This is a genomic window from Sunxiuqinia elliptica, assembly GCF_900113005.1.
GTDB lineage: Bacteria > Bacteroidota > Bacteroidia > Bacteroidales > Prolixibacteraceae > Sunxiuqinia > Sunxiuqinia elliptica.
In genome coordinates this window covers 58,110-69,961 of sequence record NZ_FONW01000012.1, presented here as the reverse complement: position 1 = coordinate 69,961, position 11,852 = coordinate 58,110, and the positions used below count along the sequence as shown (strand labels likewise).

Here is an 11,852-nt window from a genome sequence, read left to right as displayed (position 1 = left end):
ACGATATAAAAGAGGGATATGGAAGAACAAGATAAAATTTTACATGAGGTAACCTCGCAAGAATATAAATTTGGCTTTGTCTCTGATTATGAGATGGACACCATACCCAAAGGGCTGAGCGAAGATGTTATTCGGATGATCTCGGCTAAGAAGAATGAGCCGGAGTTCATGCTGGAATTTCGATTGGAAGCCTACCGCAAGTGGTTGAAGATGCCTATGCCTGACTGGGCGTATCTGAAAATACCTCCTATTGATTTTCAGGATATCATTTACTATGCAGCGCCCAAGAAGAAGCCTCAGTACGAGAGTTTAGATGAAGTCGATCCAGAGTTGATCGAAACCTTCAATAAGTTGGGAATTCCCTTGGAAGAACAGAAAGTTCTGGCTGGGGTGGCTGTTGATGCAGTAATCGATAGTGTATCAGTAAAAACAACATTTAAAGAGACTTTGGCTGAAAAAGGCATCATCTTTTGTGCTTTCAGCGAAGCCGTTCAGGAACATCCTGATTTGGTGAAAAAATACTTGGGATCAGCAGTCCCGACTTCAGATAATTTCTTTGCTGCTTTGAACTCGGCTGTTTTTTCTGACGGATCATTCTGCTACATTCCCAAAGGGGTGCGCTGTCCGATGGAGCTGTCAACCTATTTTCGGATTAATGCTGCGGGAACAGGCCAGTTTGAGCGAACGTTAATTGTCGCCGAAGATGACAGTTATGTGAGCTATTTGGAGGGCTGTACAGCACCAATGCGTGACGAAAATCAATTGCATGCTGCGATTGTTGAAATCATTGCACTTGATCGTGCAGAGGTGAAATACTCGACCGTTCAGAACTGGTATCCGGGGAACAAAGAAGGAAAAGGCGGGGTGTACAATTTTGTGACCAAGCGTGGTATTTGCCGCGGAGAGTCATCCAAAATTAGTTGGACCCAAGTTGAAACCGGCTCGGCCATCACCTGGAAATACCCAAGTTGTATTTTGATGGGCGACAATTCTGTTGGTGAATTCAACTCGGTAGCAGTGACCAATAATTACCAGCAGGCAGACACCGGAACGAAAATGATTCATATCGGAAAGAATACCAAGAGCACGATTATCTCGAAAGGTATTTCAGCCGGAAAAAGTGATAACTCTTATCGTGGATTGGTCAAGGTTCTGCCGGGAGCTGTTAATTCACGCAACTTTTCACAGTGTGATTCCTTGTTGTTAGGATCAACCTGTGGAGCACATACTTTCCCTTACATTGAAGTGGGTAATAAATCGTCGGTGGTTGAGCACGAAGCAACAACTTCCAAAATTGGAGAAGATCAAATCTTCTATTGTAACCAGCGAGGAATTTCGACAGAGGATGCTATTGGAATGATTGTTAATGGTTATGCCAAGGAAGTGTTGAATAAATTGCCGATGGAGTTTGCTGTTGAAGCACAGAAATTGCTTCAAATAAGCTTGGAAGGAAGTGTTGGATAATTTTGATTTTTAAATTAATTCCTGAGTTTGTGCCGTTGCAGGAGTTCGAGCTCAGAACTTGAAACTACAAATAACATGCTTACAATAAAGAATTTAAGAGTTGCAGTTGAAGGAAAAGAAATCCTGAAAGGAATCAACCTTGAAATTAAAGCTGGCGAAGTACACGCCATTATGGGACCAAACGGTTCAGGGAAAAGTACACTTGGAAATGTATTAGCAGGAAAAGAAGAATACGAAATACTGGAAGGTGAAGTATTGTACGAAGGACAAGATTTGCTGGATCTTTCGGCAGAAGATCGTTCACGCATGGGCTTGTTTTTAGGGTTTCAGTATCCAGTAGAAATTCCAGGAGTACCCATGGTCAACTTCATCAAAACTTCAGTGAATGAGCATCGGAAGTTTAAAGGTTTGGAACCCCTAACTGCTGGCGAGTTTCTGAAGTTGATGCGCGAAAAGAAAGAGTTGGTTCATTTGGATTCGCAATTAACAAACCGTTCTGTAAATGAAGGTTTTTCGGGTGGTGAAAAGAAGAAAAATGAGATTTTCCAGATGGCGATGTTGGAACCCAAATTGGCAATTTTGGATGAAACCGATTCAGGACTGGATATCGATGCCTTGAGAGTTGTTTCAGAAGGTGTAAATGCCTTGAAAAATCCAGAACGTTCAGCGATCGTAATTACGCACTACCAACGTTTGTTGGAATATATTGTCCCTGATTTTGTTCATGTGTTGTACCAAGGACGAATTGTAAAATCGGCCGGTAAAGAGTTGGCTTTGGAGTTGGAAGAAAAAGGATACGACTGGCTAAAAAAATAGATGGAATGACAATGACAGCGAATAAAATCGCGCTCAGCGAAAGATATACCGCACTGTTTCATGCAAACCGGGCTCGGTTGGATGAGGGATCATCGAACTTGATTAACCGGATGCGCGACATTGCGATCAAACGTTTTGAAAAGGTCGGAATTCCCGGTTTTAAAAACGAAGACTATAAGTACACGAATCTAGAACGGGTCTTTGATCAAGATTATCGACACATTCTTGAATACGAAAAGGTAGACATTGATTTGAATGAAGCTTTTCGTTGTGATGTGCCTCAGTTGGATACCCATGTAGTTTTGTTGGTGAATGGATGGTATTACGCCAAAAATCAGCCTTTGCAAAATTTGCCTAAAGGTGTTGTCGTTGGCAGTTTACAAGAAGTGGCTAACGAGCAGCCTGAACTAGTGCAGGATTACCTGAACCGACAAGCTGGTTTGTCTGAAGATCCGATTGTTGCCTTAAATACAGCCTTAGCAAAAGATGGCTTTTTCTTATATGTTCCCGATCATGTGGTGCTGGAAAAGCCAATTCAGGTGATTAACCTGATGCGTGCAGAAGATGCCGTTTTCGCTACGCAGCGTAACTTAATTGTTGTTGGCAAAAATAGCCAGGCTAAAGTCATTTTCTGCGATCATACGCTCAGTGCTCGTGATTTCTTAACGAACAATGTGACCGAGGTGTTTGTAGGAGAGGATGCTGTTGCAGATGTGTATACCGTTCAGAACCAGGACAACCAAGCCAATTCAATTAACTCATCGTTTTTTAAACAAGGAGCTAATTCAAATTTACTGACCAGTGTAGCAACGCTGCATGGTGGTCTGATTCGGAATAACCTGAAGGTTGAATTTGCCGGAGAACATGCCGAAGCCAATGTGTATGGCATGTCATTCACCGACAAAAAGCAACATGTTGATAATTTCACCAATATTGAGCATGCTTATCCAAACTGCTTGAGTAACCAAGTGTACAAAAATGTGTTGGATGAGGATTCAGTTGGCGCTTTTACCGGGCGAATTCATGTGGTTCGCGATGCACAGAAAACCAATGCTTTTCAGCGGAATAACAATGTTTTGTTGACCGATTCGGCAAAGATGAATACCAAGCCTCAGTTGATTATTGATGCTGATGATGTAAAATGTAGCCACGGTGCAACGGTAGGACAGATTGATGAAGAAGCTTTGTTTTATCTGCGTGCGCGTGGAATTGGAGAATCAGATGCACGAATGATGCTGATGAATGCTTTTGCTCATGAAGTGGTGCAGAACATCCGGGTGGAACCTTTGCGAGACCGTATTGATGAGTTGGTCGAGAAAAGACTTCGAGGGGAGTTAGCTCGCTGCCATTCATGCGATATGAGTTAATCGTTTTAAAAGATAAAAAGAGCTTCCAGGTTGGGAGCTCTTGTTCGTTTTAGCTGTTTTCTGTATTGCTTAAGCCTTCTGGTTTGTTCAAAAACATTAATTTTGTGCGACTGTTTTAGTCATGTTGGGCAACCACTACTGGAAGGCTCAATTTCATCTTAACTTCGAAATATTATGACCCTCGATATTGACCAGATACGAAAAGATTTCCCTATTCTCGACCAACAGGTTTACAACAAGCCATTGATTTATTTGGACAGTGCTGCTTCCTCGCAAAAGCCGTTGGCGGTTTTAAAGAAGGAGGAACAGCTGCATTTAGAGTACTATGGGAATATTCATCGTGGGGCGCATTACCTGGCCGATCAGGCAACCAATGATTTCGAGGCCGTTCGGGATAAGGTGGCTGGTTTTATTCATGCCGGAAGTCGGGAAGAAATTATTTTCACCAAGGGAACAACTGAGAGTATCAACTTGGTTGCTTTTTCTTTTGGCGAAGCTTTTATTCAAGCAGGTGACGAAATCATTGTGTCAGAAATGGAACATCATGCCAATATTGTTCCTTGGCAAATGATGGTTGAACGCAAAGGTGCTCGTATCGTTAAGTTGCCTTTTGCTGATGATGGCCGGCTGGAAGTTGAGAAGTTGGATGAACTGATTAATGCAAAAACGAAGCTGATTGCCGTTGCTCATGTGTCCAATACCTTGGGGACCATTAACCCGGTGAAAGAGATTATTACAAAAGCTCATGCTCAAGGCGTGAAAGTAATGGTTGATGGAGCTCAGGCGGTAAAACACATTCCGGTTGATGTGCAGGAGCTGGATGCTGATTTCTATGTTTTCTCAGCACATAAAATGTATGGCCCCAATGGCGTTGGTGTTTTGTACGGAAGGAAAGCGCTATTGGAACAGATGCCACCCTACCAGGGAGGCGGGGAGATGATTTCGGAGGTGACCTTTGAAAAGACCAGCTTCAACGAATTGCCCTATAAGTTTGAAGCCGGAACCCCTCACATAACCGGAGTTATTGCATTTGGTGTAGCCATCGACTACTTGTTGCAATTGGGCGTTGCTGAAGTTGCGAGCTATGAAAATCAATTGTTGGAATACGCTACACAAAAGATGGAGCAAATCGAAGGAATGCGGATCTTCGGAACCCAGAAAGCAAAGTCAGGGGTAATTACCTTTAATATTGATGGAATTCACCCGTTCGACTTGGGGACTATGCTTGATAAAATGGGCATTGCTGTTCGTACTGGCCGGCTTTGTGCCGATCCGGTTATGGATCATTATCAACAAGCAGCAACCATCCGAATTTCATTTGCCGTTTACAACACATTTGACGAAATCGACCGTTTTATCGAGGCCTTGGAGAGATTAAGCGTGATGCTGGGGTAAGAGTTGATTTTTGGAATTGCTGTTATTTCAAGGAGAAGATAGATGCATAAATAGTTTTCCAACTGGCATACTTCAAAGTACGGCATGATTCTTTGGTAGTCTATTAAAATGGAAGAGATCATTTGAATGAACAGGTTCGCCTCGATTCAATGAGCATGGGACTTAATTTAGATTTCGACCTATTCAAGTTTGGAGTTTTATTTTTACTTTGCAACTATTCTTTTAAAGAAGTTTATTTATGTTCGTAAATATTCAACTTCCAAATAGAATATGTATCGCTTACACTAAGAAAATGAAGTTAGTTACTACTGAACTCAAAAACAAAAAAGCGCTCATCGCTATACTGATTGGTACTTTCACCGCTTTGTTCACTTTTCCCGAAAACGACTGGACTTTTTCTATTGGTATTGATTATTCTTTGAAATGGGCATTTAATTGGTTGTTTCTAAATGATCTTTCATTAGGTGAGATTATTATTTTCCCGCATGGACCATTGGCTTTTTTAACATATCCAACACAGGAAAATATTGTTTTGGCTATGTCGGTTCTGATGATTGCAAAGGTACTTTTGGCAGTTAACATTATCTATTTGACGGAAAAAGAAGGATGGAGCTATTGGCTCGTTGCATTTCTGTTGACTTATGTTATCTCAATGATTGCGGGAATGCATCAACTTATACTAGCTAATGTTGTCCTTTTGTATTGTAATTATTTTATTTATAAAAGAAATGGGATCAAAGTATTTGCTTTTGTTATTACTGCTTTTGCTTTTTATATCAAATCATATTTGGCTATTCTTACGGGATTAATTTGTGCTTCATTTGTATTTTATAGCTTTGTTTTCTGCCACCGAAAACTGAAAACACTGTTGCAGGATATCGGTTCAATTGTCGGGGCTCTGCTGATTTTGTGGTTGATCATATTTGGAAATCTCTCCGGTTTTTCCCGATATGTAGCTGGAATGTTTCATTTGGCTCAGGATAATTCCTCTGCTGCCTCTTATTATCCACAGAATAATTGGCTGCAACTAGGCATTTTTCTAGTAGCTTCGATAGCATTGTTTTTTATTATCAATCGAACGCGAAGATCATTTTTTTTCTCATTTTTAGTTTTGTTAAGCTTTTTTGCTGCCTGGAAACATGGATTGGCAAGGGAAGATTTTTATCATTTCAGAGGTTTTCTTGTTTATGTGTTTATTGTGTTTTCAATATTCGTTGTTTTTAATCGAAAACACACGTTTTTGAATTTAATTGTGGGAGCTGTTGCGGTGATTATGTTATTTCTAAACATAAGAAATACCGTAAACTATAATGAAAAACTGTATCGTTGGAGTTGGGGGCAGCCAACTAACTTTGTTGAGTTTGTCTTGCATTTTTCTGATTTAAAAGAGAAGTCACTAGAGGTCACTGATGAAAATATCTCTTCAAAAAAACTTCCTCAGGCTATTCATGATTCGATTAAAGGGGCAACAGTTGATATCTATCCATGGGAATATTCTATTATTCCTGCAAATGACTTGGAATTGAATTGGATTCCACGACCTGTCATTCAAAGTTATGCCAGTTATACCCATTGGTTGGACCAACAGAATTTTAAACATTTTGGATCACCCCAAGCTCCTGAATATATTATATGGGAGTTGGATAAAATTTCGACGGATATTAATGGTGGGAGTTTCAATAGTATCGATAACCGGTATTTGTTGAATGATGAGCCGCAAACCATACTGCAAATTTTAAAATCTTACGATCATTTTTACAAAGATCAGCAATTTCTGATACTGAAAAGACGGGATGTACCCATTGGTTCCCGGAGCTTAACGCTTGAGGAAAATACAACAACATGGGGAGAATGGATATCGGTCCCCAAGGGGGACTCTGGTTTGCTGAGAGTGAAAATGGATTTCAAAAAGCATTGGAAGCAACGGTTGAAAAGCTTCTTTTACAAAGATGAACAGTTCTGGATTTACCTGAAATTGAACAGCGGTTTGGTCCATAAATATCGGATTGTTCCCAAAAATGCATCGGATGGAATATGGATTGCACCCTACTTTTTTAAGATTGATCAAGCACCAGAGGTAAAACAGATCATGTTTAAATGTTCGAACCAAGAGATCATCTCCCAAAATATAAATCTAAAATGGGAACAGACTCAATTTGGGAATAATCCCGGTTATGTCTTAAATTTTTTTAATAAGATGGGGTTTCAAAACGATTCCATGATCTTTACTTCTATGAATCAACTCGAAGTCAATGTTTTAGATCATTGGAGCTCTGTAAGTGAATCGAATTTGACTGTTGATAAATACTCAGGTCAAAAGGCATGTGTTCTACGCCCAAATTCATTTTCCACGACATTTTCTTATTCACTTGATCAACTTCCATTTGGGCAGTGGCAAATTGGCATTGACTGTTGGGTGAAATCATCAGATTACGATTATTCCAATCAAGTTATTTTGGTCCTTGAAATTAACGATGAAGATGGCCGTGTTTTGTGGGAGGGGCAAGCGGTTGATGGACAGCTACTGGATGGAACGCGTTGGAATAATATTAGCAATTTTGTCTCTTATGTGCACGATAAAGCTAACTGTATGTTGAAAGGGTACCTCTGGAACTCTGGTGATAACGAAGTTATTGTTGATGATCTTCGGTTTTCAATTTGTATTCCATAAAAAGGCGGTTACTATGTTGAGGTTTTTACTTTTTTAACGAATTTTTTTCTTGTACTGAAATCTTTTGTCAAGTTGATGAAGCCGTAGTTTCATCAACTTGATTGTTCGGTGGGCAATTCAGCAGTAGCAGAAGTGATACCCAAAAGCTGGAAAGAGGACCCCGTCAGTCTGGTAAATGTTATCGGCATGAAAAATAACCTATTAGATCAGATTGTCTCTTTTTGTAAATCATTTGTATGGCTAGCATTATACGCATATTGCACTGGCCGGCTTTGTGCTGATCCGGTTATGGATCATTACCAACAAGGAGCAACCATCCGAATCTCATTTGCTGTTTACAACACATTTGACGAGATCGACCGCTTTATCGAGGCCTTGAATAAGCTCGTTGGCATGTTGCGGTAGGACTATTTTTTATAAATCCCGAAAATGAAGTTAGGGTGATGTGTTGTTTGGAGGTATTCATCTTCCTTTTCAAAAAGGTCTTGTAAGATTTGTTTACTTTCTTGATTGTTTGAGTTGACAAAATGATGGGCTATGTCTTTTAATACCATCATCAAAAGATCACCTCCTATTTTCTTTTCTTCAATTACTTTGAAGTGTTTGTGAATAACTGGTAAAATTGTTTCAGATTCAACAGCCTCTGAGGGATCTGAGATAATCATTCGGAGTACTCCGGGAGCATATATCTTTTGCTTTGTTAGTTTCGTTAAATAGCGTTTTCTGTAAGGTTTAGGAATTGTTGTTAGTAATTTGTTCATTTGGAAAAGTTCATGCTTTGTGAATTGAAGTCTGTTTTTTCCAACAAACTCATTTAAAACAAGTATTCCGTCCCTCTTTAGGCTTGTTTTAACTCTCAGAGCGATTTCCTCTATCTTTTGAAAATGGTGTAAGGCTGAGTGGAATAAAATTACATCATAAAAATTGTCCTCCATTTTGAAATCATAGAAATCAGCTTGCTCAAAACTTACATTTGTCAATTGCATTTTACTAACCTTTTGTTGAGCTTCCTGTATGAGGTCTGGTGAAAGGTCAATACCTGTAACATTCTTAAAGAAGCCACTTTTTGATAGAGTTATTTCTCTGTTTCCGCTTCCGCAGGCAACAGATAAGAGTTGTAAATCTCTTTTGTTTTTCAGGTGGCATTCTATCAGGTGTTTATCAAACGTTTTATGAGTGTCTCCCGAGATTTTTCTATTTTCACGTTTCTTAACCTCTGGAATAATCCACCAATTTGCTCCCTGTCTCTTCTGTGAACTAAATGTACTTTGAGTTCTCTTTTTTGAATTGAAAGATATTTTCTTGAAGAAAAAAGCTCCACCTTTTTGTTTGGCTTTTGTGAATAATTCCCAAAAATCACCGTTGTTAAGTATGTTCATATTTCTGGTAATATGCTGATTTCACTATATATCAAATGTAATTATTTTTTTTGCCATAAGGTTGTTTGCATAAGAATTACTACATAATAAAAGCCGTTGCGAGCTAATGTAACTAACTCATCTATTTTTTTAGAAAGTGTTTCAGTACGAGTAAGCTATTCATTGAATACGGTTAATTTTATGATTTGCATAAGTATTTATTCGGTTAGTAGGTCCGTGCAATCATTAAATTTAGTTAAATAATAAAGTGGGCAGACCATCTGAAAAAGGCTTATCGCAAACTAATATTAACTTTGTATGTCTTATTTAATAGTTCGTTAGATATTATATTTACCTGTTTTTGTTGTACTAAATCTGGGTGGAAATTCGTTCAATCGTTTGGATTAAGGATAACAGCTATCTGACAGTCTGAAATCTGAAAATCTAATGATCTGTCATATTTGAAGGTTTAATTTTAGTTAGTCAGGAAACAAATATTTTTAACATGAGACAATTTAAAATTTTCGGAGTCCTGTTTTTAAGCGGGGCTATTTTATTGGCCGGATGTTCAAGCGGCCAGTGGGCCACAACGAATAACCAAACGAAAGGTGGCGTGTTAGGCGGTACCGGAGGTGCATTGCTTGGTGCTGGAATTGGCGCTTTGGCAGGCAAAGGTAAAGGTGCGGCCATTGGTGCCGCAGTTGGTGGTGCTGTTGGTGCAGGAGCCGGTGTGCTGATTGGAAAGAAGATGGATAAGCAGCAAGCTGAACTGGAGCAAATTGAAGGTGCACAGGTTGAGACAGTAACTGATATGAATGATTTGCAGGCGATTAAAGTAACTTTTGACAGTGGAATTCTTTTTGATACGGGAAAAAGTAACTTGAGTGCTGTTTCAAAATCATCTTTAATGAAATTTTCGGAGTCGCTAAGAAGCAACCCAGAAACTGATGTTACGATTTATGGACACACGGACAATACCGGATCACGCGAAGTAAATATTCGGGTGTCGAATGCTCGTGCCGAATCAGTTGCAAAGTATTTGATTGAGAATGGTGTTCCGGGAGGTCGTTTAACAACCGAAGGGAAAGCTTACGACGAGCCTGTTGCGGATAACTCAACAGCTGTAGGACGTGCTCAAAACCGACGGGTTGAGATCTACATTACAGCGAATGAACAAATGATTCAACAAGCAGAAGATGGTTCTTTGAACTAAAAAGATAGGTGTTGACAGGTAGCGGATTATTTCTAGCGTATAGATTTAGTCCGCTATTTTTTTGTTCCCACGTGAAACACAAAAACAGGAACCCATACTAAGATGAATTCCTGTTTTCTCCTTCTCCCTTTTCTCATTTAATGGGCTCTGTCTCTTATTCTCTTTCAGTCTTTCTATCCACTGTGCCCTGAGCTTTTTTCCCTTCTTCACAAATATTTATCGCTGGTTTTTTAATTGTTACTTGTTACCGACTGAATGACAGAAACGAGCTGGTCTGCTTGCATCACGCCACTTCCTGTCCATTTGGGATGACCGTTTTGAAAAACCTTCAATGTTGGCACTCCTCGAATTTGAAAAGTTTGAGCAATCTCTGGGTTTTTGTCGACATCAATTTTTAGAATGCGGACCTGATCTCCCAGTTGGCTTTTCACTTGTTGTAAGATTGGAGCCATCATTTTACATGGAGCACACCAAGTGGCAAAAAAGTCGACCACCACAGGAGTGTCACCTTGAATAATCTGATTAAACTTTTCCATGATCTTCTTTGGGTTGCTTTTTCTTTTTTAGGTCGCTAAACAAATAGCCCATTAATGCACCATACAAGGTGCTGGTGTGCCAGTTTGATTGAATGGGGCAGGTTCCGGACGTGCAGCCAATGTAATACCAGTAAAGGTATCCAGCTAAGGCTCCAAGTCCGATTCCTAAAATCCGCCATTTATGTTTCTGCAAAAATTGTCTCATTGTTTCGGCTTTAATTGTGACAACAAAGAAATGAGATAAAAATGAGATGCTAAGTGACCCGAGTCACTTAGGGCATTGAAGCAGGCTTTGTTTCTAAAAAAGGGTTACTGACTTTGCTGAATGAGCGGTGAGAAGTCGATTCGGTTTCGGCTCAGATGCACCAGCCCTTTTTGTTCCATTTTTTTCAACAAGCGGGAAATCACTTCTCGTGAGGTATTTAGTTGATAGGCAATATCCTGATGTTTGCCGTGAAATTGTTTTTCTCCAGTGACTTCAAAGCGAGAGTAGAAAAAACGTTCGAGACGTTTATCCAGATCCATGAAAGCAATGGCATCAATGGTATCGAGTAGTTCGTCAAATCGTTTGCGGTAGGCATACATCATGTACGATTTCCAGTTGGGGTAGGTGACCATCCATTGATCCAGATAGCTTACGGGAATGCGTATGATTAGACTATCCTGTTCTGCAATTGCCGTAATATTACTTTGTTGCTGGCCCATGCAACAGGTGAGTGCCATGCTGCAAACTTCGCCTGGATTGAGATAGTACAACAACAGTTCACGGGCTTCATCATCATGCCGAATGACGCGTAAACTTCCTTCAAGGATTAGCGGAAAGGATTTGATGAATTGTCCTTCACGAAGGATTTCTTCTCCGGCTTGAAGCTGGAGAGGCGTACCGCATTGCTCAATTTCCTTTAGCAGTTCGTCCTCAAAAAAGGGGAAGCGTTTATTTAAATATGTTTTGATGTCGGACATGGTCCGGTAAAGGTAGCAAGAAGAAAAGAAAAAACGCCTGAGAGATGCTATCGTTCTCTCAGGCGTTTT

Annotated in this window: 11 protein-coding genes; 7 read left to right on the top strand and 4 right to left on the bottom strand. The window is 39.9% G+C overall.

Annotated elements, in window-relative coordinates; translation table 11 throughout:
- The first annotated feature begins 18 nt into the window (after positions 1-18).
- The 6 genes from sufB to BM156_RS17480 all read left to right on the top strand — a co-directional run bounded on the left by sufB (position 19) and on the right by BM156_RS17480 (position 8,118).
- Entirely contained in the window at positions 19-1,464 is a 1,446-nt protein-coding gene (sufB, locus tag BM156_RS17505) for a Fe-S cluster assembly protein SufB (protein WP_093921201.1), read from the top strand.
- Positions 1,465-1,539: 75 nt separating this feature from the next.
- A complete protein-coding gene (gene sufC / locus BM156_RS17500; protein ID WP_093921200.1) occupies positions 1,540-2,280 on the top strand; it encodes a Fe-S cluster assembly ATPase SufC in 741 nt (246 codons plus the stop codon).
- A 5-nt stretch (positions 2,281-2,285) separates the two neighbouring features.
- Complete coding sequence (gene sufD / locus BM156_RS17495) at positions 2,286-3,647, top strand: Fe-S cluster assembly protein SufD (protein ID WP_093921199.1); 1,362 nt, start codon at positions 2,286-2,288, stop codon at positions 3,645-3,647.
- 174 nt (positions 3,648-3,821) lie between these two features.
- On the top strand, positions 3,822-5,042 hold the full coding sequence (locus BM156_RS17490; RefSeq protein ID WP_093921198.1) for an aminotransferase class V-fold PLP-dependent enzyme: 1,221 nt from the start codon (positions 3,822-3,824) through the stop codon (positions 5,040-5,042).
- Positions 5,043-5,334: 292 nt separating this feature from the next.
- On the top strand, positions 5,335-7,713 hold the full coding sequence (locus BM156_RS17485) for a hypothetical protein (RefSeq protein WP_093921197.1): 2,379 nt from the start codon (positions 5,335-5,337) through the stop codon (positions 7,711-7,713).
- Positions 7,714-7,899: 186 nt separating this feature from the next.
- Positions 7,900-8,118, top strand: coding sequence for an aminotransferase class V-fold PLP-dependent enzyme (locus BM156_RS17480; protein WP_139218324.1), 219 nt, complete (start codon positions 7,900-7,902; stop codon positions 8,116-8,118).
- A 2-nt stretch (positions 8,119-8,120) separates the two neighbouring features.
- Here the strand turns inward: BM156_RS17480 and BM156_RS17475 are convergent, their stop codons facing one another.
- Positions 8,121-9,092, bottom strand: a complete 972-nt coding sequence (locus tag BM156_RS17475; protein ID WP_093921195.1) for a class I SAM-dependent methyltransferase — start codon at positions 9,090-9,092, stop codon at positions 8,121-8,123.
- Positions 9,093-9,576: 484 nt separating this feature from the next.
- On the opposite strand from BM156_RS17475, the gene BM156_RS17470 reads away from it, so the two are divergent.
- Positions 9,577-10,284 carry a YiaD family glycine zipper/OmpA-like lipoprotein gene (locus tag BM156_RS17470; protein ID WP_093921194.1) on the top strand — a complete coding sequence of 236 codons (708 nt, stop codon included), beginning with the start codon at positions 9,577-9,579 and terminating at the stop codon, positions 10,282-10,284.
- Between the two features lie 230 nt (positions 10,285-10,514).
- Here the strand turns inward: BM156_RS17470 and trxA are convergent, their stop codons facing one another.
- The 3 genes from trxA to BM156_RS17455 all read right to left on the bottom strand — a co-directional run bounded on the left by trxA (position 10,515) and on the right by BM156_RS17455 (position 11,783).
- Positions 10,515-10,820 (bottom strand): thioredoxin, encoded by a 306-nt coding sequence (gene trxA, locus BM156_RS17465; RefSeq protein WP_093921193.1) that lies wholly within the window; start codon positions 10,818-10,820, stop codon positions 10,515-10,517.
- Positions 10,807-11,025 carry a DUF6132 family protein gene (locus tag BM156_RS17460; RefSeq protein ID WP_093921192.1) on the bottom strand — a complete coding sequence of 73 codons (219 nt, stop codon included), beginning with the start codon at positions 11,023-11,025 and terminating at the stop codon, positions 10,807-10,809. Before BM156_RS17460 ends, trxA begins: the two co-directional genes overlap by 14 nt.
- A 104-nt stretch (positions 11,026-11,129) precedes the next feature.
- On the bottom strand, positions 11,130-11,783 hold the full coding sequence (locus BM156_RS17455; protein ID WP_093921191.1) for a Crp/Fnr family transcriptional regulator: 654 nt from the start codon (positions 11,781-11,783) through the stop codon (positions 11,130-11,132).
- Positions 11,784-11,852 lie beyond the last annotated feature (69 nt).

Bases quoted from the DNA above. Each gene is read 5' to 3' on its own strand.
- BM156_RS17480 (WP_139218324.1), top strand. From the start codon at position 7,900: ATGAAAAATAACCTATTAGATCAGATTGTCTCTTTTTGTAAATCATTT.
- BM156_RS17470 (WP_093921194.1), top strand. From the start codon at position 9,577: ATGAGACAATTTAAAATTTTCGGAGTCCTGTTTTTAAGCGGGGCTATT.
- BM156_RS17455 (WP_093921191.1), bottom strand. From the start codon at position 11,783: ATGTCCGACATCAAAACATATTTAAATAAACGCTTCCCCTTTTTTGAG.
- BM156_RS17460 (WP_093921192.1), bottom strand. From the start codon at position 11,025: ATGAGACAATTTTTGCAGAAACATAAATGGCGGATTTTAGGAATCGGA.
- BM156_RS17475 (WP_093921195.1), bottom strand. From the start codon at position 9,092: ATGAACATACTTAACAACGGTGATTTTTGGGAATTATTCACAAAAGCC.
- sufB (WP_093921201.1), top strand. From the start codon at position 19: ATGGAAGAACAAGATAAAATTTTACATGAGGTAACCTCGCAAGAATAT.
- trxA (WP_093921193.1), bottom strand. From the start codon at position 10,820: ATGGAAAAGTTTAATCAGATTATTCAAGGTGACACTCCTGTGGTGGTC.
- sufC (WP_093921200.1), top strand. From the start codon at position 1,540: ATGCTTACAATAAAGAATTTAAGAGTTGCAGTTGAAGGAAAAGAAATC.
- sufD (WP_093921199.1), top strand. From the start codon at position 2,286: ATGACAATGACAGCGAATAAAATCGCGCTCAGCGAAAGATATACCGCA.
- BM156_RS17490 (WP_093921198.1), top strand. From the start codon at position 3,822: ATGACCCTCGATATTGACCAGATACGAAAAGATTTCCCTATTCTCGAC.
- BM156_RS17485 (WP_093921197.1), top strand. From the start codon at position 5,335: ATGAAGTTAGTTACTACTGAACTCAAAAACAAAAAAGCGCTCATCGCT.